Source organism: Nitrospinota bacterium (genome assembly GCA_016208975.1).
Lineage (GTDB): Bacteria > Nitrospinota_A > UBA7883 > UBA7883 > JACRLM01 > JACQXA01.
Genome location: JACQXA010000004.1, coordinates 844653 through 866398 on the forward strand (window position 1 = coordinate 844653; position 21746 = coordinate 866398).

Annotated in this window: 21 protein-coding genes and 1 tRNA gene; 4 read left to right on the forward strand and 18 right to left on the reverse strand. The window is 58.1% G+C overall.

Going from position 1 to position 21746, the window contains the following annotated elements:
- Positions 1-2: 2 nt before the first annotated feature.
- Positions 3-1283, reverse strand: a complete 1281-nt coding sequence (locus HY751_07680) for an insulinase family protein (protein ID MBI4666272.1) — start codon at positions 1281-1283, stop codon at positions 3-5.
- 264 nt (positions 1284-1547) lie between these two features.
- Between HY751_07680 and HY751_07685 the strand changes: the two genes are divergently transcribed.
- Both HY751_07685 and HY751_07690 read left to right on the forward strand, forming a co-directional pair.
- On the forward strand, positions 1548-1778 hold the full coding sequence (locus HY751_07685) for a type II toxin-antitoxin system HicB family antitoxin (GenBank protein MBI4666273.1): 231 nt from the start codon (positions 1548-1550) through the stop codon (positions 1776-1778).
- Positions 1771-1989, forward strand: a complete 219-nt coding sequence (locus tag HY751_07690; protein MBI4666274.1) for a type II toxin-antitoxin system HicA family toxin — start codon at positions 1771-1773, stop codon at positions 1987-1989. The genes HY751_07685 and HY751_07690 overlap by 8 nt, the downstream gene beginning before the upstream one ends.
- A gap of 217 nt (positions 1990-2206) precedes the next feature.
- Here the strand turns inward: HY751_07690 and HY751_07695 are convergent, their stop codons facing one another.
- Together HY751_07695 and HY751_07700 are read right to left on the reverse strand one after the other, a co-directional pair.
- Positions 2207-3019 (reverse strand): methyltransferase domain-containing protein, encoded by an 813-nt coding sequence (locus tag HY751_07695; protein MBI4666275.1) that lies wholly within the window; start codon positions 3017-3019, stop codon positions 2207-2209.
- Positions 3020-3146: 127 nt separating this feature from the next.
- On the reverse strand, positions 3147-3362 hold the full coding sequence (locus HY751_07700; protein MBI4666276.1) for a hypothetical protein: 216 nt from the start codon (positions 3360-3362) through the stop codon (positions 3147-3149).
- Positions 3363-3711: 349 nt separating this feature from the next.
- On the opposite strand from HY751_07700, the gene HY751_07705 reads away from it, so the two are divergent.
- A complete protein-coding gene (locus HY751_07705; GenBank protein ID MBI4666277.1) occupies positions 3712-3915 on the forward strand; it encodes a hypothetical protein in 204 nt (67 codons plus the stop codon).
- 80 nt (positions 3916-3995) lie between these two features.
- Here HY751_07705 and recG read toward each other — a convergent pair whose 3' ends face one another.
- Positions 3996-6125, reverse strand: coding sequence for an ATP-dependent DNA helicase RecG (gene recG / locus HY751_07710; protein MBI4666278.1), 2130 nt, complete (start codon positions 6123-6125; stop codon positions 3996-3998).
- Between the two features lie 126 nt (positions 6126-6251).
- Here recG and HY751_07715 point away from each other — a divergent pair, with 126 nt between their 5' ends.
- A complete protein-coding gene (locus tag HY751_07715) occupies positions 6252-6407 on the forward strand; it encodes a hypothetical protein (GenBank protein MBI4666279.1) in 156 nt (51 codons plus the stop codon).
- A gap of 65 nt (positions 6408-6472) precedes the next feature.
- On the opposite strand, the gene HY751_07720 is transcribed toward HY751_07715, so the two are convergent.
- The 14 genes from HY751_07720 to HY751_07785 form a co-directional block, all read right to left on the reverse strand.
- A complete protein-coding gene (locus HY751_07720; protein ID MBI4666280.1) occupies positions 6473-8458 on the reverse strand; it encodes a sodium-translocating pyrophosphatase in 1986 nt (661 codons plus the stop codon).
- 62 nt (positions 8459-8520) lie between these two features.
- Entirely contained in the window at positions 8521-9048 is a 528-nt protein-coding gene (locus HY751_07725) for an aminoacyl-tRNA hydrolase (protein ID MBI4666281.1), read from the reverse strand.
- Positions 9049-9086: 38 nt separating this feature from the next.
- Positions 9087-9785 carry a 50S ribosomal protein L25 gene (locus HY751_07730; GenBank protein MBI4666282.1) on the reverse strand — a complete coding sequence of 233 codons (699 nt, stop codon included), beginning with the start codon at positions 9783-9785 and terminating at the stop codon, positions 9087-9089.
- Between the two features lie 31 nt (positions 9786-9816).
- Positions 9817-10773, reverse strand: a complete 957-nt coding sequence (locus tag HY751_07735) for a ribose-phosphate pyrophosphokinase (protein ID MBI4666283.1) — start codon at positions 10771-10773, stop codon at positions 9817-9819.
- Positions 10774-10861: 88 nt separating this feature from the next.
- Positions 10862-10936: transfer RNA gene (locus HY751_07740), tRNA-Gln, on the reverse strand.
- 958 nt (positions 10937-11894) lie between these two features.
- Entirely contained in the window at positions 11895-14801 is a 2907-nt protein-coding gene (locus tag HY751_07745; protein MBI4666284.1) for a fused MFS/spermidine synthase, read from the reverse strand.
- A gap of 462 nt (positions 14802-15263) precedes the next feature.
- Entirely contained in the window at positions 15264-17795 is a 2532-nt protein-coding gene (locus tag HY751_07750) for a PBP1A family penicillin-binding protein (protein ID MBI4666285.1), read from the reverse strand.
- 1 nt (position 17796) lies between these two features.
- On the reverse strand, positions 17797-18582 hold the full coding sequence (locus HY751_07755) for a uracil-DNA glycosylase (GenBank protein ID MBI4666286.1): 786 nt from the start codon (positions 18580-18582) through the stop codon (positions 17797-17799).
- Positions 18579-19787 carry a bifunctional phosphopantothenoylcysteine decarboxylase/phosphopantothenate--cysteine ligase CoaBC gene (gene coaBC / locus HY751_07760; protein ID MBI4666287.1) on the reverse strand — a complete coding sequence of 403 codons (1209 nt, stop codon included), beginning with the start codon at positions 19785-19787 and terminating at the stop codon, positions 18579-18581. The genes HY751_07755 and coaBC overlap by 4 nt, the downstream gene beginning before the upstream one ends.
- Before the next feature lie 67 nt (positions 19788-19854).
- Positions 19855-20172 (reverse strand): hypothetical protein, encoded by a 318-nt coding sequence (locus HY751_07765; GenBank protein MBI4666288.1) that lies wholly within the window; start codon positions 20170-20172, stop codon positions 19855-19857.
- An 8-nt stretch (positions 20173-20180) separates the two neighbouring features.
- Positions 20181-20699 carry a hypothetical protein gene (locus HY751_07770; GenBank protein MBI4666289.1) on the reverse strand — a complete coding sequence of 173 codons (519 nt, stop codon included), beginning with the start codon at positions 20697-20699 and terminating at the stop codon, positions 20181-20183.
- A gap of 2 nt (positions 20700-20701) precedes the next feature.
- On the reverse strand, positions 20702-20917 hold the full coding sequence (locus tag HY751_07775; GenBank protein MBI4666290.1) for a heavy-metal-associated domain-containing protein: 216 nt from the start codon (positions 20915-20917) through the stop codon (positions 20702-20704).
- A gap of 22 nt (positions 20918-20939) precedes the next feature.
- Positions 20940-21332 carry a CBS domain-containing protein gene (locus tag HY751_07780; protein ID MBI4666291.1) on the reverse strand — a complete coding sequence of 131 codons (393 nt, stop codon included), beginning with the start codon at positions 21330-21332 and terminating at the stop codon, positions 20940-20942.
- Between the two features lie 69 nt (positions 21333-21401).
- Entirely contained in the window at positions 21402-21746 is a 345-nt protein-coding gene (locus HY751_07785; GenBank protein MBI4666292.1) for a P-II family nitrogen regulator, read from the reverse strand.

The following is a 21746-nucleotide window of genomic DNA, read 5'->3' on the forward strand; positions in this document are numbered from 1 at the left end:
TTTTACTGGCCCAGCGCCCGGTCAAAAGGCTCCACGCTTTCGAACGGCCCAAGGATGGTCAGCTTTATCCTGGAGGTGTCGAAATAACGGGCAACCGCTTCGTTGGCCATCTCCAGCGTGACCGCCTCTATCTCCGCGGCGTATTCCTCCGGCGTCTTCACCTTGCGGTGCAGGGTTTCGTGGGTGGCGTATAGCGAGGCTACGCTCATGGAATCTTCCAGCGAAAGGTCGCTCCTGCCGTTTATGTTCTCCTTGGCGCGGGAAAGCTCGTCTTGCGTTATCCCCTCGGCGGAAAGTTTTCGAACCTCGTCCATTATGCAGGCGATGGCCTCTTCGGCTTTCTTGAGGTTTACGCCGGTGGATATTTTCAATGCCCCGGTGTCGGTATAGGCGTGCCTGCCGGAACGGATGTAATAGGCCAGCCCGCGCCGCTCCCTTATCTGGTGGAACAGCCTGGAGGACATGGTTCCACCCAGCGAGTTGTTTACAAGCTTTAACGCGGGCTGGTCTTCATGGTCGTCGCCTGGAATGGGAAAGCCCATAACTATGTGCGCCTGTTCGATCTCTTTTTTGCGAAGGAAACTGCGGGTGGGAGGCGCTATGGGTTTGAACGGCGCTGACACAGGCTTTACGCCACCGGCGCCGAAGGTGAAAAACTCGCTGGCAAGTTTCAGGTTCTCTTCATGGGTAATGCCACCGGCCACCACCAGCACGCAATTTCCGGCGGTGTAGAAATGGTCGCGATAACCCAGGAAGTCCTCCCGCCTCACCCGCTGGATAACTTCTTCCGGCCCCGCTATGTCCCAACCCAAAGGCTGGTCGCCATAGAAATGCTCTTTAAAATCCATCTGGGCGCGGCTCATGGGATCGTCATTGTACATGCGGATCTCCTCGATGATCACGCCCCGCTCCCGGTCTATCTCTTTTTCGTCGAACTTGGAGTTCAACAGCATGTCCGACAGCACGTCGTAAGCTATCCGCATTTTCCCGGCGGACAGTTTCACGAAATAGCCCACCCGCTCCTCGCCGGTGAAGGCGTTGAAGGCGCCGCCAACGCCGTCTATGGCCGAGGCCACTGCCATGGCGTCCGGATAGCGTTTGGCGCCCTTGAAGAACATGTGTTCCATGAAATGGCTCAGGCCGTTATGCTTTTTCTCCTCGTAGCGGGAGCCCGCCGCCACCAGCATCATCACCGTGACAGACCGGGCCGACGGCATGGGGACGGTTATAACCCTGAGGCCGTTGGGCAAGGTTTCTTTAACGAAATTATTTTCGGCTTTCAACAAAATCACTCCATCAGGTTGAGCCAGGCCCTTAATGCCAGGCTTGCGTGAACATTAATTCATCATTTTATCCCACATGAGGGATGGATGGGGAAATAGAGGCGGAGGCGCTGGTTCCCGGACAAGATTTGGAAAAATGTCACCCCGAGCTTGCCGGGGCGTGATTTGGCTCATTATAAAATTGATTGTCTCCCGGGGCAAACCGGTTGTAATATTTTCACGTAAGCTTGGAGAATCTTTGAACAATCCTTTGGTTTGGGAAAAATGAAGGACCTAAGTTACCGGATCATTCTCAAGCCGGAGCCCGAAGGCGGCTTCACCGTTACCGTTCCAGGCTTGCCTGGGTGCGTTACTTACGGTGAATCCCTGGAGGAAGCTCGTGTGATGGCCGACGACGCCATTAAGGCGTATCTTCAAAGCATGGAAAAGCACGGTGAGGCCATTGTGGACGACGCTGGCACTTTTGAAAGCCAGTTGATCGTGCATTATGCCTAAATCCCCTGCTTTAACTTCAAAGGAAGTAATCAGAATTCTTGAAAGAAACGGGTTCGTTTTCGATCACGCCACCGGGAGTCACCGGGTTTATTATCATCAACAAAACAAACGCCGGGCGGTAGTTCCGTTCCATAAAAAAGACCTGCCAAAGGGAACTTTGATAGCCATCCTAAAAGAAGCCGGGATACAAAGGGAAGAGTGGTCAAAATAATCAACCGCTCCCAATTGCTGGTGGTGTCTCAGTTTGAATCTCAAATAAAAGACAGATCCTTCATTTCGCTTGCGCTTCGCTCAGGATGACAATGTTATCAACGGCTTTTATATTGTCATTCTGAGCGTAAGTGAAGAATCTCCCCTGTACTTTCAAACTGAGACACTACCCAATTTCCCACTGTTTATAACAGCGTCTCAATACCGGCTACGCCAGCTTAAATCTTCCGGCCCACAGCGTATAGCGCGTTGACCGCAAGCCATATCCCCTCGGCGCTTTTGAGGGACTCCACTTCCTCCATATGCTCCCGCCGGAAATTTCCCAGACGTTCAGGGGGAATAGCGTTTACAAAACGGCGGAACCCGGCGTTCCACACCAGGTCCCACCATTGGCCAGCGCCGGTGAGATGATAGCCCACGTTATTGGCGCCAACGTTTATGGAGCCCAGCCCGGCTTTTGCCATCAGGGTTTCACACTCTTCCGCCGTGGCCAGTTTCTGCCACGACTGGGGCGTTTCCACCCCATATTTTTTCACCCGGTCAAAAAACATTTCCGCGATGGGCGAAAAAGAAGATTTCTGGAAACTGGTGAACAATATCTTGCCGCCAGGCTTTACTTTTTCCATCACATGGCGCAACTGCCGCTCCATGTCTTCCACGAAGAAAATGCTGAAGGAAAAAACCGCCGCGTCAAAACTTTCGTTTGGCAGGTCTATGTACTGCATGTCCATGGGGATGAGATAGATATTGGATATGCTTTCCCCGGCGATTTTAGCCCTTGCCCGCTCCAGCATCCCCTGTGAAAAATCTATCCCCGTAACCCGCCCGCGGGGCAACGCCCCGGCCAGCGCCATGGCGGCGTGGCCTGTGCCCGTGGCCACGTCCAGAACGCTTTCGTCCCCTTTCAGGCTTAAATATCCCGGAAGCAGTTGGGCGCTTTTCTGGAAAAAACGCAGGGCCGGGTTGTCGTACCCTTCCGCCACGGCGTTGAAGGAGTCGCAAATTTTCCGTTTCAGTTCCGTTTCATCCATAACAGGACGAAATTATACATTCAGAACGGGACCGGGGCAGGAGGTTTTTTAGATAAGCGGACGGATAGAAAATAAGTGTCCTTCCGTTCCATGGAACGGCGATGGGAGCCTGGGTTGCGTCTTCAAACTACATGGCCGGAACCAGCACGGAACAATCACTCTCTTCCATCAGCGCCCGGGCCGCTTTGCTTGGAGACAAACCCGCGTCGTACATCTTCCTGTACAATACCATCTCGTGATACATGGGGTTGATTATCTCCATGTCATAATCTGTGTCCATGTGCGCCTCGAAAAGGCGAAGCCAGCTGGCGAACACAAGGACCGGTCTTTTTCCCATTTCCATTTTTAAAGCCTCCAAACAATTTTTAATTGTTTGGAGAGTTCAATTGCAACTGTGATGCCAACACTCTTTCGCCATTATCCAGCTTTCCGGCTTATTTGAAGGCGCCTGAAAAGCTCCCAGCGATTATCTGAAAAACAATGTGTTGTGCGAAGCTGAAGACATTTGTCCGCCTCCATCTTTTACATCCATAAAGTTGACGCTTCCAGGCGGTGACAAATTTACGGGTTTGAAAATTGACGCCCCGCGTCAAACATCTCGCCAACATAGCGCCCTCTCCCCTCGCGCCTGGACTGCAAAATTTATACTGCCCGTGCTAACATGAAAAAAAGAGCGAATAGGATGTGGAACCATGAAAACCACCGGATTCATAGCGCTGGTCATAGTGGCGTTATTGACCAGTTCATGCGCCACTACCCGCCAGGATCAAAAATATATCGCCATAGGCGCAGGCGTGGGAGCGGCCACCATAGTTTTATTGGGAACCCCTTTAAGCGGAGTGGTGGTAGGCGCGGCGGCTGGAGGAGCGGCCGGTTACGCGCTCTCCCGGTATTAATAAAATTGCGAAACAACCGGTTTCCAAACCGGCAAAAGCCATCCAGCCGGTTGAACAAAAGGGGAGGCGTAGTTACACCCTCAACCGATATCCCCCAGTTCAAACCGGTCTTTCCAGCTTTCCTTTAGCGCCCCGGATAGTTTCCGGTTTTCGGGTTTGGAAAGGTGAGGGTCCTCCTCCACTATGTGGAACGCGGCCCTGCGGGCCTCGGCCAGAATGGCGTGGTCCCGCACGATGTCCCCTATCTTGAATTCAGGCAGGCCCGACTGTTTGACGCCGAAAAAATCCCCGGCGCCCCTCCGCGCCAAATCCTCCTCGGCTATCTTGAACCCGTCCAGGTGTTTTTCCATAACCTTCAGCCTGTCCCATCCCGGCGCGCCCCGGTGACACTCGGCCATCAACAGGCAGTGGGATTGATGCGCCCCGCGCCCCACGCGGCCCCGCAACTGGTGAAGCTGGCTTAACCCGAACCGGTCGGCGTGCTCTATCATCATCACGGTCGCGTTGGGATTGTCTATGCCCACCTCTATGACCGTGGTGGAGACCAGCGCGTCTATCTCCCCCCGGGCGAACCTGCCCATCACCTCGTCCTTCTCGGCGCTTTTCATCCGGCCATGGGTTAGGCCCAGCCTAAGGCCCGCCAGGTCTTCCTCGCTCAGGCTTTCAAACATGGCCGTGGCCGCTTTCAGCTCCAGCTTCTCGCTCTCCTCCACCAGCGGGTAGATGATATACGCCTGTCTCCCCTTTTTCACTTCGGCGCGAATAAGCTCCAGCGCGGCCCTGCGAACGGACGGATCGAATATCCGGGTGGTTATGCCCGCCCGCCCCGGGGGCATCTCGTCTATCACCGACACGTCCAGGTCGCCATACAGGGTCATGGCCAGGGTGCGGGGGATGGGCGTGGCGGTCATTATAAGGGTGTGGGTGTGGATACCGCGCTTGATAAGCTCCGCCCGCTGACGCACGCCGAACCGGTGTTGCTCGTCTATGACGGCCAGCCCCAGGTTGTGAAAAGCAACCCCTTCCTGTATCAACGCCTGGGTGCCCACCACAATGTGGCTCTCCCCCGAGGCTATCCGTTCCAGCGCCCGCTGTTTCCCCTCGGAGCCGGAGGTCACAAGCTCTATTTTCACCTTGGTGTCCGAGAGTAGCCTGGTCATGTTCCGGTAATGCTGGCTGGCCAAAATTTCGGTGGGGGCCATGATGGCCGTCTGCCGCCGGTTACGCGCAGTCATCAGGGCGCAGGCCAGCGCCACGGCGGTTTTTCCAGAGCCCACGTCCCCCTGCAGAAGACGGTTCATTGGTTTGTCCCCAGCCAGGTCTTTGGCTATCTCCTCCAACACCCTGCTCTGGGCGCCAGTGAGGGGGAACGGAAGCAAGGCGTATATCTTTTGTAATAGCTCCACGTCCACCCGCATGGCGCATTCGGGTACCGCTTTCCTCACGGTTCCGCGCTTCAACGCCAGCCCCGCCTGCATGAGGAAAAACTCGTTGAAGATGAGCTTTTTCTGGTGCCGGGTCTTGAATTCCGACAGATCCTGCACGCTCACCCCGTTGGGCGGCCAGTGGGTGAACTTCACGCTTTCCACGAAAGGAGGGATGCGGTACTTTACGTTCAACTCCCCGGGCACGAAATCCTCCAGCGCCTCCACGTAATCCATGGCGGCGTTCATCACCTGCCTCAGCGCCTTTTGCGAGAATCCCTCGGTTAGCCCGTAAACCGGCGTTATCCTCCCCAGGTTAAGCGAATTGGCGCCTCCGGTTTCTCCATTGTCCGCGTCCAGCTCTTCGGTGTCCGGATGGACCATCACCTTGCTTCCCCGGAACCGGTTCAGCGTAACCTTGCCGGAGATTATCCATTCGGAGCCTATGGCGAACCTTTTTACATACGCCTGCTCCGGGAACTTGAACCACGTCCCCCGCAGAACCCCGGTCTTGTCCGCGAAGGCCACCTCGAACACCTTCTTGCGTGACCGCGCCATTTGGGTGGCCGCCGCCGATTTCACCACGCCGCGCACCGTGGCCAGCTCATCCACGACAATCTGGGAGATGGTTTTTATATTGGCCCTGTCTTCATAACGCTGGGGGAAATAGAAGAGGAGGTCTCTAACGGTCTCCATACCCAGTTTTTTTAAAAGCTCCGCCCGGCGGGGGCCAACGCCTTTGAGGTATTGGACCGGCGAGTTTAGATTTATAGGGGTTGCGGCCATAGGCTAGATTATACTTTGTCCTGCCGCCAACTCCGCCACAGTGAAAAAACCCCTAATGCATTTTTCCGCAGGGGCCGATAAATACGCAAGGTTTGAACACAAGTTTACTGCGCAAGGAGAATGACTATGACCTCGGTAGCGGGTATTTCCAACGTAATGCCGGCAAAATCGCTAAAATCTTTCGCTTCAATGGCCCAATCCGCCACCAACGGCTTCATAGCCAACGGCAGACAGATCAATAACGGGGCCTCCGGCAGTTCCCGCATTAGTATAAAGGCGTAACCTCTCGCGATTCTCCGGCGAGGCCACGCGCCCGCCAGCGGAATTTTCCACCGCCCCCGCGCCGGTTAAATCAACAACGGCGCGATAACCAGCGATATGATGGACATAAGCTTTATGAGTATGTTCATGGCCGGGCCGGAGGTGTCTTTGAAGGGGTCTCCCACGGTGTCGCCAACCACCGCCGCCTTGTGAGCGTCGGAGCCTTTTCCGCCGTAAGCGCCGGACTCGATATATTTCTTGGCGTTGTCCCACGCGCCGCCGCCGTTTGCCATCAGAAGGGCCATTAACACTCCTGTCACCGTGGCCCCGGCCAGCATTCCGCCCAATCCCTCGGGCCCCAGAAGGGCTCCGGTGACCAGCGGCACGATAACCGCCACCATGCCGGGCAGTATCATCTCCCTCAGCGCGGCGGTGGTGGCTATGTCCACGCACCGGGCGGGGTCGGGCTTGGCTTTCCCCTCCATAAGGCCGGGGATCTCGTGGAACTGCCGCCGTATCTCCTCCACCATTTTCATGGCCGCCTTGCCCACCGAGGTCATGGTGAACGCGGCTATCAGGAATGGCACCACCCCACCGATGAACAGGCCCACCACCACGTTGGCGTTGATGATGTTTATGCTCTCAAGCTTCACCGTGGCGGTGTAGGCGGAGAAGAACGCCAGCGCCGTAAGCGCCGCCGAGCCGATGGCAAATCCTTTGCCGATGGCCGCCGTGGTGTTGCCAAGCGCGTCCAGGCTGTCGGTTATCTTCCTTGTCTCGGGCCCAAGCTCTGCCATTTCGGAAATGCCCCCGGCGTTGTCGGCTATGGGGCCGTAAGCGTCCACGCTCATGGTTATGCCCACCGTGGCCAGCATGCCCACCGCCGCCAGCGACACGCCGTAAAGCCCGCCGTACATGTTCGAAAAATATGTGGCCGCGCAGATGACCATCACCGGCAGGGCGACGGACTCCAGCGCCAGCGCGAACCCGTTGATGATAACCGTGGCCGCGCCGGTGGTGGAGGAGCTGGCCAGTTTTTTAACCGGGCCATAAATGCCCGTGTAATATTCCGTAAGAAACCCTATGGCTATGCCCGCCACGCAACCGAATAGAAGGGCCAACCATTGCCCCGTACCAACTCCCAGATTCCCTACCACGAACCAGGAGCCGCCCAGCATTATCGCCGCCGCAACCACGGGGGTGTATCTTAAGACTTCCGCCGGGTTGAGGTTCGTCATCATCTTCATGGACGCTATGCCTATCACCGACGCCACAAGCCCTATCATGGCCACCAGTATCGGAAGGGTCATGTATTCCGACTGCATATTGCCCATCACAGCGCCTATGGTGATGGCGGCCACTAGGGAGCCCACGTAAGACTCGTAGATGTCCGCCCCCAGCCCGGCCACATCCCCCACGCAGTCCCCCACGTTGTCGGCAATAACGCCGGGGTTGCGCGGATCGTCCTCGGGAATGCCCGCTTCCACTTTCCCCACCAGGTCGCTACCCACATCGGCGGATTTGGTGTATATGCCGCCGCCCACGCGGGCGAACAGGGCTATGGACGAGGCGCCCATGGAGAACCCCGCCACGTCCACCGCTCCGGCCGGGCCTCCCCCCATTTTGACGTAAAGGAAGTAAAACGCCGCCACCCCTATAAGCCCCAGGCTGGCCACGGTGATGCCCATTATGGCCCCGCCGGAGAAGGCCATCTGCAACGCGGCGGTGACACCCTTTTCGTTGGCCGCGGCAGAGGTGCGCACGTTGGCCCTTGTGGCGCCCATCATGCCTATGAACCCGGCGGCCATGGAAAACAGCCCGCCCACCACGAAAGCCGAGGCGGTTTTAACGGAGATGAATATGGAGAGGAGGATGAAAACAATAACGATAAAACCGGAGAGGATGGTGTATTCCCGTTTCAGAAATACCATGGCGCCGGTATGGATCATATCGGCGATTTCCCGCATCTTGTCGTTACCGTCGGGATGCCTTACGATGGACGCGTAAAGCCAGAGCGCCACCAAAAGGCCGCCGACGCCGAAAACAGGAGCAAGCCATACCAGCGGTTCCATGTTCCCTCCAGATAAATTTTATTACCGGCTTGGGCCAGGGCGAACCGGCTATTAGTTGAATTCTAAACCAAAAACCTCTCCTCCAGTAGATTCACGGCTTTTCCCAACGATTCCTCAACAATGGATTTTTCCCCTTTTTCGAACGGATCCAGCACATGGTCGGAGGCGGTTTTACCCGCTGGCGGGCGGTTCACGCCGATGCGGAGCCTGTGGAAATCCGGCGAGCCGAACTGCGCCATGATGGATTTCAGGCCGTTGTGGCCGCCATGGCCGCCGCCGGTTTTGTAACGCACATCCCCCAGGACAAGGTCTATATCGTCATGGACCACCAGCAGGTCGCCGATGGTGGCCTTGTAAAACTCCAGTACCGCCCGGATGGGATGGCCGGACAGGTTCATGTACGAGAGGGGTTTTATTATGATGACCGGCTGGCCGTGGATTTCGGCGGAAAGGGTGAACGTTCCGTTCTTCACCTTCCCGCCAGACAGGCCATGCCGGCGCATGAGATGGTCTACAGCCATGAAACCGGCGTTGTGCCGGGTTTTTTCATAGTCCGGGCCTGGATTCCCAAGCCCGGCGATGAACTTCACGTCTATATATGGCTATAAAGAAAAACCCACTGGCGGGATTACTTCCCGCCAGCGCCTTTCCCGCCACCAGCGGGTTTGGCGGCCCCGGCGGCAGGCTTGGCGGCGGCGGCCGGAGCGGCCCCGGCGGCTGGCGCGGCGGCGGCTGTCGCGGCGGCGGCCTCCTCGGCGGGCGTAGCCTTCACGGCCACAACGGCCACAACGGCGGCTTCCGGGTCTTCCAATACCTTCGCGTTGGCTATGGCGGGCAGGTCTTTCACCCTCAGGGTCTGGCCCAGGTCCAGGTCAACGATGGAAACGGTGACCAGGTCGGGCATCTGCGTGGGCATACACTCCACCGATATCTTGCCCAGGCTTATCTTCAGCTCGCCGCCCTTTTCCTTCACGCCTTTGGCGGGCCCGGCGAACTCCAGGTCCACCTTCACGCGGACGGGCTTGTTAAGGTCTATCTCCAGCAGGTCCACGTGGATGAGCTGGTCGGTCACAGGATGCACGTCCAGCTTCTTCACCATAACGTGGCGCTTCTTGGTGTCGCCATCGAACTGGGTGGTGATTATGTGGTGCGAGCCGCCGGTGGCCTCCAGTATTTTCAACAGTTGCTTGGCGGAGGCGGACACGGACACATTCTCGCCCATGCCATATACCACGCCGGGCACCAGCCCTTCGCTCCTCAATCTCCTGGCCGGGCCTTTCCTGCCGGCCTGGCGCACGGACCCGGATAAAACGTCGTTCTCACTCATGACAAGTATCTTCCTTCCTTGATGCTATAAACTAGTATTCGAACAGAGAGCTCACCGAACTCTCCTGGTGTATCCTCAATATGGCCTCGCCCAAAAGCTTGCCCACCGAAAGCACCGTTATCTTGCCGCAATCCAGCATGTCCTGGCTTAACGCTATGGTATTAGTGGCTATAAGCTCGGTGAGGTTGGATTTCATTATGCGGTCTTTGGCGGGGCCGGAAAGCACCGGATGTGTGCAACAGGCCGAAACCGACCTCGCCCCGGCGCCCAACAGCGCCGCCGTGGCCTCGGTCAACGTCCCGGCGGTGTCCACCATGTCGTCCACCACAAGCACGTCTTTGCCCTTCACGTCGCCTATTATGTGCATCACCTGGGCCACGTTCTTGGCCTCCCGGCGTTTGTCTATTATGCCAAGCCCGGCCCCCAGCGATTTGGCGAAGGCCCGCGCCCGTTCCACGCCACCGGCGTCCGGCGAGAAAACCACCAGGTTTTCCGGCCGTTTCTTTTTGACGTAATCGGTAAGGATGGGCGCCGCGTAAAGATGGTCCACCGGCAGGCCGAAGAAACCCTGTATCTGCCCGGCGTGGAGGTCCATGGTAAGCACACGGTCTGTCCCGGCGGCGGTCACAAGGTCGGCCACCAGCTTGGCCGTTATCGGCGTGCGGGACTGCACTTTCCTGTCCTGCCGGGCGTACCCGAAATATGGCAGAACGGCGGTTATCCGCTTGGCCGAGGCGCGCCGGAGCGCGTCTATCATTATAAGGAGCTCCATCAGGTTGTCGTTTACGTTGGTGGAGGTGGACTGGATAACGAAAACGTCCGCGCCGCGCACGTTCTCTTTTATCTGCACGAAAATTTCCCCGTCGGAGAAATTCGTCACCTCCCGCTCGCAAAGCGGGGCGCCTATGGAACCGGCGATCTCCATCGCCAACTGGGGATTGGATCTGCCGCTTATCAGCGCAAGCCTGCCGTTACCAGAGTCACTCATGTTTATATAGCCCCACCAACCTAAGAGCCAAACCAATCCAACCGGCGCCGTTTTTTGCCCGCCAGAAACCCGCCACCGGCGCGAGCCATGGCTGGGGCGGGAGGATTCGAACCTCCGAATCCGGGATCCAAAGACCCGTGTCTTACCGCTTGACGACGCCCCAACAGCAAAAAGAAACTACTGATAATATACGCTATCGCCTTAAAAATCCATTAAAATTTATGCGCATGGGCGCGGCGGGGGGCATGCGGCGCAAAGGGCATGTCTTGGTATTTCAAACAGATATATACGGGAACTGCCAGCTTCCCCGAGGCCGCTCTTTGGACGCTCCCCCGAGGTCGCCCGACCTCGGATCCCTGTTCCCCGCCTTGGCAAGGCGGGGTGGCGAAGGCAAAGCCTTACGCCGGGGCGGTTCCCGCGGTTGCAGTATGAGACCCTAACGGTTCGCTTCCCGCTCCCACCCCCTCGTCGCCTCTGGCGACACTCCCCCTCGGGCAGGGGGAGAAAAACAGACTGGGCCGCAGGTGAAGGATCCCGGCTAAATAGATTTACTAAAATCCAGCTTCCCCGTGGCCGCCCGACCACGGTTCTTTGGCGAGTTGGATATACCCCTCCTCGACAAGCTCGGGGTGACACGTTGCTTCCCCGTGGTCGCCCGACCACGGATCCCTGAGCGGAGTGGAGAAGACCGGGGTCAGCGACCCCGGTGAAGCGATCTTGAGGCGACCCGGTGAGGCGATCTTGAGGCGCCCCGGTGAAGCGAGAAATATTCAAGGAAGGTGGCACACATTATTGCCATGGTGAGTCCGGCGAACCATGACCAGCCATCCACCCCTCGACAAGCTCGGGGTGACACGTTGCTTCCCCGTGGTCGCCCCGGGCTGTTGCCCAAACCGTTTCCCGCAATGTCACCCCGGCCAAGCGAAGCGCGAGCCGGGGCCACGACCTTATATGTATTTGAAAAAAGGCCCTGATCCCGGGTCTCCGCCTGCGCTACGCCCGGGACGACATCGCTGAAACGGCGCTAAACTAATTGGGCAACAGCCCGGCCCGACCACAGCTCCTCTGATTTTCATGGTGGGGGCCTGCCAACCAACCACCCCGACAGGCGGTTTAAAACGCTATCTGGACGCCATGGTGAACAAAACCATGGAGTTCATGGACGGCCTATTGAGAAAATATTCATCCCTCGGGTCAAGGTCCCTGTTTATGTCGTCGGATTCAACCCTGTCTTCGGGAGTGAAATACACCACCGGGGATTTTAACAGCAGGTTTTTGATACCCTCCAGGTTCAAATTGGCCCCTTCAAAATAGGCTTGCGTTTCCGGGGCGCCCAGCGTGGCGGCCATGGCTTCCTTGTCCACGGGAACGGGCTGTTCGGCGCCGATCATTATGTCCCCCACCCTCGTGACGTAAGGAAACGCCCGGAGGAACGTCATGGCCGCCCGCTCCGTGGGTATCCATTGGATAACGAACCCGCCCGGGGCCAGGGCGCGGCGGGTCTGCTGGAAATACTCCAGCGAGTAAAGAAGCCCGCTGTTGGCCTCGTAAGGGGTGATGGCGTCGGTCTGGATTATGTCGTACTTCTCGTGGGAGGTGTAGAGGGCTTTCCTGCCGTCCCCCACAGTGAACTTGTAGCGGCTGTCGCCGAACAGTTTGGCCAATAGAGGGTCGCCAGCCTCGTTCAAATGGCGTTTTAGCGTCTTGTAAACCGGCGCCACTATCTCCACGGCGTGGATGCTCTCGGTGGCCCCGTGTAACCCCAGGGTATAGGCCTGCCCGCCGGAGCCTACGCCGATGAGCAATATCTTCTTGGGCGCCGGATGCAACATCGGGCCGAAAATGCTGTTGTAAACATGGAACGCGGAGAAGGGAAGGTATCCCTGCACCTTGCCGCCATTCGAAAGGACCAGCACGCCGGGAGCGGCGTTTTCATCCTCGCAAAGGGCGGTCATGCCGGTGTGGTCCGCGTTTACAAGGCATTTTCCCTTGTTACCCGTATGAATGACAGACCAGAAAGATTCCAGGCTGGGGAACATGATGGCGCCCATGGCCAGCGCCGCCGCCAGCCCCCACCGCCACCGCATGGGTTTGGCTTCCACCTGCCCGGCGCGCGCAAAGAAGCCTTCGGCCAAAAGCATGACGCTCAGGACGCATACCACTGTAAGGGAAAGGGTAATCCCGCCAACCATGAATATCAGCAGGCCTGTCACCAGGCTTCCGGCGGTGTTGCCAAGGATGTTTATCCATTGCAAGGCCCCCACCCGGCGGCCTATCAGGGCCAGGTCGTCATGCACGGCTTTCTGGACGATGGGGAAGGAGAACCCCAGCAAAAACCCGGGCAGGGCCGTAAGGGCGAAGGTAAAACCGAACATCACCCACACGTTTTCATACCCGTGTTTCAAGAAGGTGTGTTCGCTGAGCCATACCTGCGCCTGATGGATTCCATACACATAATAAAGCGCGCCCAGCGAGGCCACGGCGTAAAACGCCGCCAGCCCTATGACCACCGTGAAGAACGCGCCTGGGTTCTTAAGCCGTGGCGCCACATAAGAGCTGGCTATGATGCCCAGCCCGTCGGCCACAAGAAAGAAAGCCAGCACCAGCGAAAAGGTGTAAGGCGATGAATGGAACAGCGCGCCTATAACGCGGAACCACACCAGCTCCAGCGATATGGCTATAAAACCGGACACGAAAAATAAAAACGCCCAGCGCCGGAACACCTTTGTGGAATCCCGGGCGCCACTCTCCATCCCCGAAGTGGAAGCTTCCAGTCCGCTTCTCCGCTCCGGAACCAGCCCCACCGCCGCCAGCGCCATGGCCCCGGCGGCCACCAGAAAATTCAGCCCCACAGCCACGATAATGGCCCCTTCGTAACCATAGGCCCCCACCAGCTTCCACCCGGCCAGCATGGCCCCGATCCCCGCGCCAATGGTGTTGACTCCATACAGCCAGCCGATCCTCGCCGGAGCCTTGCCAATCTCCCTGACCATGGCCTTGGAGAGCAGGGGTAAAGACATGCCCATCAGGAACGTGGGGATCAACAGTCCGGCGAAAGCCATGGCGAAAATCAGGACGTAAGAGTCCACCTCGGACACCACTTGCCCGAAAAGGAAATCGTAAAGAAAGCTTTTGGAGAAATACGAGAATACGCCTATGGACACCTCGCAAAGGGCGAACAGTATGAAAGCCGTTTTGTTCATCAGACTGTCGGCCAGCCTGCCCCCTGCCAGGGCGCCTATCCCCAGCCCCAAAAGGAACGCGCCCACGATTATTGCGCTGGAGACGCTGTCCGACCCGCTGAACAGCCCCAGCATCCTCTGCCACGCCACTTGATAGATAATGGCGCTCACCCCCGAAAGGGTGAAGGCGGCGTACAACGCCGGGGTAAGGATTTTCTCACGGGCCTCATCGCTTGCGGCTTTAAACCCGCGCCTCGCCATTAAAAAGAACGCCGCAAGGGCGAACGGCCAACCGATAAAGATTAACCAGCGTTTCCACATGGGGGATGTGGCGTTCAGCGATATCCCGTCCAGCGCCACCCAGGAACCCTGGGCGTTTTTTATCACTATCGGGTTGGATGGATCTTCCAGCCTCCTGGCTGGAATTTGAACAACCTCGTCATATACCAGCCCGGACACGTTCCAGCTGGACTTGCCGGAACCCTTCTTTATGAAAACCTGGGTGAACAGCTCTCCCCCCGCGTAAATCTCCAGCTTTGGGGGATGATCGTTATGCGCGTCCAGAATATGCAATACCAGCGTGGTGTCTTCCCTGAAGGGCGGCTGAATCCTTATCTCGCTTTGAACGCCGTCACCCCATGAATCCATCGGGCCGGGTAGCTGGATGGGCGCTTTATCTTTCGGGCTGTTAAGCTCCACCGATTCCCGGTTTTTCCAGAAGCTGTCCCTCATCTTGCCCGAAACGCCATAGGAGACACCTATTATGTCCCTCATGACGAACTGGGCGGAGAACAAGACAAGGACAAGGATAAAAACTGAACCGGTTATGATTTTTAAACTGCGCATACCTGTCGGAATTGTTTTGGATGTTAATCTAAGCGCTTAATATTGTAGCGGAATAAACAGAAATATATACACTTATTTTTATAGAGCAGGCGCTGAATCGGGTCGTCAATTTTTTGACAGTGGACGGTGGGGCGCTATTGCTTCCCCGGGGTCGGGCGACCCCGGTCTTCTCACATCACGGAGTGCCGTGGTCAGCGACCACGGTGAAGCGTTTAGAGGGCGACCACGGGGCGGGGGCGGAGATTTGCAGAATCAGAGGCCGTCAATTGTTAACTGTGGACGGTGGGGCGCTATGGCTTCCCCGGAGTCGCCCGACCCCGGTCTTCTCACATCAACGGAGTACCGTGGTCAGCGACCACGGTGAAGCGTTTAAAGGGCGGCCACGGGCGTTATAGAGCGACCACGGGGCGGCGGATGATTTGCAGAATCAGGCCGTCAATTGTTGGCAGTGGACGGTAGTAGCTATGGCTTGGGGCTACCGGCGGGAGCGGGTGGCGCCGATTGGGCCGCGGGGGCCGTGGACTGGCCCGCTGGTGCGGATGTCAGCGACTCGTTAAATTTCTCCATCCAGTCCCCTTCCATCGCGCCGGTGTATTCCGTGGGCTGGGTGCCTTTGATAAAAGCTTCCATCAGGCTGTCTTCACCGGTGGAGTCGGTAAGAAGGCCGGTTTTTTTATCTACCCTCACGAAAATGATATCGTCCGGCGGCACGAATTCCGTGGCGATGCGGTTCTTTAACGCCTCTTTCATGAACCGCATCCAGATGGGTATGGCCGCCCGGGCGCCGGTTTCCTTGTGTCCTATGGGTTTGTTGTCGTCCCTTCCCACCCACACGGCGCAAACCAGGTCCGGAGTGAAACCGATGAACCACGCGTCCACGAAGTTGTTGGTGGTGCCGGTTTTCCCGGCGATGTGGCGGCCCAGTCCGGAAACTGTTTCCGCCGTGCCTTCCTGAACCACGCTTTCCATGACGCTGGTCATAAGGTAGGCCACTTCCGGCGAAATCACCTGCTCGCCCGAAGGCTCGTTGTTTTCCAGAATGGCCCCGTCGTTATCGGCCACGCTTTTTACATAATACTGGTTCATCCGCGCGCCGCCGTTGGCCAGGGTGGCGAAGGCCCCGGTCATCTCCTCCACCGTCACCGTGGAGGCGCCAAGCCCCAGCGAAAACGTGGGATCCAGCGGGCTTGTTATGCCGAACCGCCGGGCGTAATCCACCGCCGTCCTCACCCCTATTTTGCTCAGCACCTTCACCGTCACCACGTTGCGGGAGAAGGTGACCGCCTCGCGGATCCGGGTGGGGCCGAAATATTTTTCCTCGAAGTTCGTCGGCGTCCACTCCTTCATTCCGGTGAGCGCCATGTCGAAGGACACGGGAGAGTCCATCACGATGGTGGCGGGGGTGAACCCGTTATCCAGCGCGGCGGTGTATATTACCGGTTTGAAGGCCGAGCCGGGCTGGCGCATGGCCTGCACCGCCCTGTTGAACTTGCTGGTCTCCGCGTCGTACCCGCCCACCATGGCCTTTATACCGCCGGTCCGGGGGTCTATGGCCAGCAGGGCCGCCTGTACCTCGGGAGTCTGGTCCAGCATCAAGGGGTAAACCCCGTCCTTGCCCGGCTTGTCCAGGATCTTTACTTCCACCACGTCGCCCCGTTTCAAAACTTTGCGGGGGTCTTCCACCAATGGCGCCCACATCAGGTCCGACCCCGGTTTGGGCTTGTGGGCCCATCCCAGGTTTTCAACGGTTATGAGCCCCTTGGCGTCCTCAAAACCTATGCGGGCCTGGGTTTTGTCCACATACAGGACTACGCCTTTCAGTTTCCGCCCCGGCTTATAAAAAGCCGCTTCTGTCTGCCGGGGGTCGTCTTTGGGATTTAGCGTGGCCCAGTCCGGCTTGTGGCCCGCGTCCAGTTTTATGTTCGCCAGCGGGCCGCGATAGCCCAGCCGCTTGTCCAGTTCCTCCAGCCCCGCCGTCACCGCCGCGTCGGCGTGTTGCTGGAGCTTTACGTCCAGGGTGGTGTTCACCTTCAACCCGCCCCGGTAAAGCCGGGTGGCGCCATATTGTTTTTCCAGGTACCGCCTCAGGTGCTCGGCGAACCACGGGGCGCGGTTGGCCGGTTTTTTGTGGCCGGAAAGCTTGATGACTTCCATGCCGGCCCGTTCCGCCTGGTCCGGAGTGATGGCGTTTATAGCCAGCAGGCGGTTCAGCACATGCCCCCGGCGCGCCCGGGCTTTCTCCATGTTGTTATAGGGAGAATAACTGGAGGGCGCCTTGGGCAGGCTGGCTATCATGGCTATCTCTCCCAGCGTGAGGGCGGAAAGCTCCTTGCCGAAATATGTCTCCGCCGCCGCGGCGACCCCGTAAGCCCCATGGCCGTAATACACCTGGTTGAGGTAAATCTCCAGTATCTCGTCCTTGGAATAGTTCCGCTCTATCTCGATTGAAAGCAGGGCCTCTTTTATCTTCCTGTCGAAGGTGCGCTCGGGGGAAAGCAGAAGCACCTTGGCCACCTGCTGGGTGATGGAACTGCCCCCCTGCACCACCTTGCCCGCCTTGAGGTTCTCGAACATGGCGCGGGCGATGCCCTCGAAATTTATCCCGTGATGCTCGTAAAACTTGGCGTCTTCCACGGCGATGGTGGCCTGCATAAGCAGGCGCGGTATTTTGCCCAGGGGGGTGTACATCCTTTTTTCGGTGTAGAAATCGGCTACGATATCCCCCTTGTCGTCATAAACCCGGGTGGCGAAACTGGGGTTGAACTGTTTGATGGCCTTTATGTCCGGCAGGTCTTCGCCGAAAAGCTTGGAATAGTAATACCCCACCCCCGCCGCCGCGGCCACGGCCAATATCACAAGGATGGAGCCGGTCATGGTCAACACCCTGAGCGTGTCTCTCCTGCGCTCCCTGGCCGGGATGGGTGGAGGGGTCACAGTTTTATTCTCAGGCTGTGGCGCGGGCTTTTCAGGAGTACTACCGGGAGTTTCGGACATTTCAACCCTTCTTAGGCGGAACAGGCAGATTAAGTTGTTTCATCACCACCTTCAGATCCTCCCACGTATCTTTTTTGGCGGCGGGATTGCGCAGAAGATACGCCGGATGGTAAGTGGGCACAAGGGGCACGCCATGGTAATCGTGGATTTTGCCCCGCATGCGCGAAATGGGCGTGCCGGTTTTCAACAGCGTGGTGGCGGCCACCGCGCCCAGGGCGCAGATTATCTCGGGCTTTATTATGTCTATCTGACGGAGCAGATAAGGCTCGCAATGCTCCACCTCTTCCGGCGCCGGCGTCCGGTTGCCGGGAGGGCGGCATTTTAGGACATTGGCTATGTACACGTCGGCCCTTTTCAGGCCCATGGCGCCAATCATGTCGGTAAGAAGCTGGCCGGCCCGGCCCACGAAAGGCTCCCCCAGCCGGTCCTCATCGGCCCCGGGCGCCTCCCCCACGAACATCAGCCGCGCATATGGGTTGCCCACGCCGAAAACCGCCTGCGTCCGCAAGTTCCCCAGCGGGCATTTTGCGCAAACCACCACCTCCGCCCGGAGGTTTTCCAAAGCTTCTTCCCGGCTGGCCGGTTTTGCGCTAACTGTTTTTGACGGCAACGGCAACTCCACATCCCGCGGCTCCCGGGTTTTCTCCGGCCCGCGTAAAATTTCCATCCAGTTGGAGGGCAAGGCCCCCAACACCTCCCGGTGCCCGTGCAGGCGCAGGGTTTCAAGCTCCAGCCTTAAAGCCCTCAACCGCGCCAGGGTGGCATGGGTTTGCCCGGCCTGGCTCATTTGCCGCGCCCGCTGGCGTTGCGCTCTTTCACCGCCAGGTCCAGTATGGCGCGGGCCACCTTTGGTTTTTCCGACCGCGCCACGCTCTCCATGGCGCCGGAGCGGGTGATCATCGTCACCTCGTTATAGTCCGATCCGAACCCGATGTCTTTCCTGGACACGTCGTTTATCACTATCATGTCCAGGTTCTTGTATTCCAGTTTTTCCCTGCCGTATTCGACGGCGTTTTCGGTTTCGGCGGCGAACCCCACCAAAAACTGCGCCGTCTTGCGCCGGGAAAGCGTAAACAGTATGTCCCGGTTGGGCTCTAAAGTGAGGCTCCAGCTCTCCATCTTCTTCACCTTGCCGCCGTTGAGGCCCGCCGAACGGTAGTCCCCCACCGCCGCGGCCATTATAAGCATGTCCGCCCCGTCGAATTTCCCCGACAGCGCATGATAAAGCTCCTCCGCCGACTCCACCCGCTCCACGGTCACGCTGGCGGGCGGCTCCACCTCCATCGCCGCGGCGATGAGCGTTACATCCGCCCCGCGTTGAAAGGCCTCCTCGGCCAGCGCCACCCCCATTTTGCCCGACGAGCGGTTGCCGATAAAGCGCACCGCGTCCACCGGCTCCCGGGTTCCGCCGGCGGTGATTATGATTTTCAGCCCTTCCATGTCGCGCCGGGTTTCAAGGACGCGCTCCACGGCGGCGACGATCTCCTCCACCGGGGCCAGCTTGCCCTCCCCCTCGTCGCCGCAGGCCAACAGGCCGCTACCGGGCCCAACGAAGGTTATGCCCCGGGATTTGAGTTTTTCCATGTTTTCCCGCACGGCGGGGTTATTGTACATCCGGGTGTTCATGGCGGGGGCCACTATAACCGGTTTGCCGGCGGCCAATAGCATGGTGGTCAAAGTGTCGTCGGCGATGCCGTTGGCCATTTTGCCTATCACGTCCGCCGTGGCGGGGGCCACCAAGACCAGCGCCGCTTCCCGCAGGGCGCTGATGTGGGGCATGGGGTCTTCCCCCGGCAGGGGCATGCGGGCCAACAGCGCGGGGCGCCCCGTTACCGCCTCGAAGGTAAGAGGCGTCACGAATTTTTCGGCGTTGGCGGTCATCACCACCTGGGGCTCATAACCTGTGTCCATGAGCCTGCGGGCGATGTCCGCCGCCTTGTACGCGGCCACTCCGCCCGTAACGCCTAGTATTATCTTTCCTCGCGGGGCCATTTATCCGTCAAAAACTTAAATTATAACAATACCCGGCCCGGCGGTGGAAAGTGAAAATAAACCCGGGTCAGCTTTTCTCCCTGGCGGAAACGTACAGCCCCCAGGCCACCACCGCCACCATTATCCACTGCATAAAAAGCCTCTCCATGTCCAGCCGCACGCCAAAACTGGCGCTTATCTGCTGGCTGGCGCCGTTCACCTTGACCCCGATGGGGCCCAGGATGACCTGCGATAGCCTGTCCGGCGACGAGAAGACGCTGGCGTAGCCGCCCGGGGTTTGCACCCCCCCGGCGGGGCCCCAGGTGATGGTCCACGGGGGGAAAACGCCCATAAGAAAAATCACCAATATGCCGCCCCACATCGCGTATTTCTGATGCTTGTTCATGAGCGCTCCTATTTGTTTGAGTTTTTCCAGGCGGATATGAACTTTTCAACCCCTTCCAGCGTCCTGGCCTTCATCGCCTCAACCAAACCGGTTTGACCGGCTTTCACGCGGATGTCCAGAACCCAGGTGGGTATGGAACGTATCAGGGCGCTGTTCCTGACCAGCTTGGCGTCCTGCCGGAGGGCAAGGTGGATCAGATACGAATGTTCCGCCCCCTGTGAAGGCGTGTCCACGGTGACGTTGAGATATGGCGCCCCGTGCCGCTTCAGTTTTATGCCGGCCCCAAGACGAATGCCGGCTTCAGCGCTGGCCACATGCAACCCGGCGGTTTTCAACTTCTCCTCTACGGCTGATTGAACCCACTCCGATGTAAAGCCAAGCCCTTCAAGCTCCGCGTCCACCGGGTCGGCCACCACCATCAGGATCTTAAGCCCATCAAGCGAGGGGTCTTTCCCATTGTCCGCCGCCCCGGCGGGGATGACCGCCGCTAATATCAGAAAAAACGCGGCCAGGATAACGCGGAGCACGGTTACGATATCCCTTTAACCGTGTAACCGGCCTGAATCACCGCGTTGGAAAGCATCTCGTCGGTGACCTTGGTCTCGTCCAGGTCCACCACCGCATTCTTGGCCTCCAGGCTCACCTGTGCGTTTTCCACCCCGGCCAGGCCTTTTAGCGCGCCGGTTACCCATTCGGCGCAATGGCCGCAACTCATACCTTCTATGGTTATGGTTTTCGTCAGCATTCCCATTGTCTCCAGCCAGAAATCAGGTTTGTTTTTTCATGAGCGACTTGACCAGGTCCGTAAGCGACACTATCCCCTCAAGCCTGGAGCCGTTGGTGACGATCAGGCGGGAGATTTTAAGCTCGGTAAGCATCTTTGCGGCGAAGCGTATATCCAGCTCCGCGCTGATGGTGATGCACGGCTTGGTCATGATGTCGAACACGTTGAGCATCTCCAGCCGCTCGTCGTTGGCTATCACCTTTCGCGCTATATCGGTGAAGGTGAGGATGCCGAAAGCATCGCTGTCGCTCTTGGGGGTGACCACCAGGGACTTGACGGATTTTTCCGCCATTACAGCCAGAGCCTCAAGCAGGGAAGCGCCCGCGTCCACAGTCACCACTTCCCGGTTCATAACTTCCTTTACCCTTACGGGCATCGCCATTCTCCTGGAAAAAGTGTTTGCCGCTTTTCTATGGGAATTTTAACAGAGATTGAAAAACGCGGCTTAAATGTATTCCTCCGTTTCCTTTCTCAAAAGCAAAAGCTGGCTTTCAAGCCCCATAACCGTGTCTACCGGCAACGTGAAACATATGCCGTTGCCCGGTTTTACCATGTCGCCGGAATCATAAATGGCTTTCATGATCTTTGGGCACAAGTGGCGCTCCACCAGCATTATTACCGCTTCCTGCGGCCGGTCCAGCGAGAGGCCGAAAAAGGTTTTGGCCTCTTTTACTCCCGTACCCCGGGCCGAAAGCAGGGTGGCTCCGGTGGCCCCGGCGGCCTTTGCGGCCTCCACTATCTCCTCCTGCCTGTCCGCCGGGCAAATGGTGAATATCAGGTTGAACCTCAT

What these genes read in the sequence shown, in the direction of transcription:
- HY751_07685 (MBI4666273.1), top strand. Translation starts at nt 1,548, where the DNA reads ATGAAGGACCTAAGTTACCGGATCATTCTCAAGCCGGAGCCCGAAGGC.
- HY751_07690 (MBI4666274.1), top strand. Translation starts at nt 1,771, where the DNA reads ATGCCTAAATCCCCTGCTTTAACTTCAAAGGAAGTAATCAGAATTCTT.
- HY751_07695 (MBI4666275.1), bottom strand. Translation starts at nt 3,019, where the DNA reads ATGGATGAAACGGAACTGAAACGGAAAATTTGCGACTCCTTCAACGCC.
- HY751_07700 (MBI4666276.1), bottom strand. Translation starts at nt 3,362, where the DNA reads ATGGAAATGGGAAAAAGACCGGTCCTTGTGTTCGCCAGCTGGCTTCGC.
- HY751_07705 (MBI4666277.1), top strand. Translation starts at nt 3,712, where the DNA reads ATGAAAACCACCGGATTCATAGCGCTGGTCATAGTGGCGTTATTGACC.
- recG (MBI4666278.1), bottom strand. Translation starts at nt 6,125, where the DNA reads ATGGCCGCAACCCCTATAAATCTAAACTCGCCGGTCCAATACCTCAAA.
- HY751_07715 (MBI4666279.1), top strand. Translation starts at nt 6,252, where the DNA reads ATGACCTCGGTAGCGGGTATTTCCAACGTAATGCCGGCAAAATCGCTA.
- HY751_07720 (MBI4666280.1), bottom strand. Translation starts at nt 8,458, where the DNA reads ATGGAACCGCTGGTATGGCTTGCTCCTGTTTTCGGCGTCGGCGGCCTT.
- HY751_07730 (MBI4666282.1), bottom strand. Translation starts at nt 9,785, where the DNA reads ATGAGTGAGAACGACGTTTTATCCGGGTCCGTGCGCCAGGCCGGCAGG.
- HY751_07735 (MBI4666283.1), bottom strand. Translation starts at nt 10,773, where the DNA reads ATGAGTGACTCTGGTAACGGCAGGCTTGCGCTGATAAGCGGCAGATCC.
- HY751_07745 (MBI4666284.1), bottom strand. Translation starts at nt 14,801, where the DNA reads ATGCGCAGTTTAAAAATCATAACCGGTTCAGTTTTTATCCTTGTCCTT.
- HY751_07750 (MBI4666285.1), bottom strand. Translation starts at nt 17,795, where the DNA reads ATGTCCGAAACTCCCGGTAGTACTCCTGAAAAGCCCGCGCCACAGCCT.
- HY751_07755 (MBI4666286.1), bottom strand. Translation starts at nt 18,582, where the DNA reads ATGAGCCAGGCCGGGCAAACCCATGCCACCCTGGCGCGGTTGAGGGCT.
- coaBC (MBI4666287.1), bottom strand. Translation starts at nt 19,787, where the DNA reads ATGGCCCCGCGAGGAAAGATAATACTAGGCGTTACGGGCGGAGTGGCC.
- HY751_07765 (MBI4666288.1), bottom strand. Translation starts at nt 20,172, where the DNA reads ATGAACAAGCATCAGAAATACGCGATGTGGGGCGGCATATTGGTGATT.
- HY751_07775 (MBI4666290.1), bottom strand. Translation starts at nt 20,917, where the DNA reads ATGCTGACGAAAACCATAACCATAGAAGGTATGAGTTGCGGCCATTGC.
- HY751_07780 (MBI4666291.1), bottom strand. Translation starts at nt 21,332, where the DNA reads ATGCCCGTAAGGGTAAAGGAAGTTATGAACCGGGAAGTGGTGACTGTG.
- HY751_07785 (MBI4666292.1), bottom strand. Translation starts at nt 21,746, where the DNA reads ATGAGGTTCAACCTGATATTCACCATTTGCCCGGCGGACAGGCAGGAG.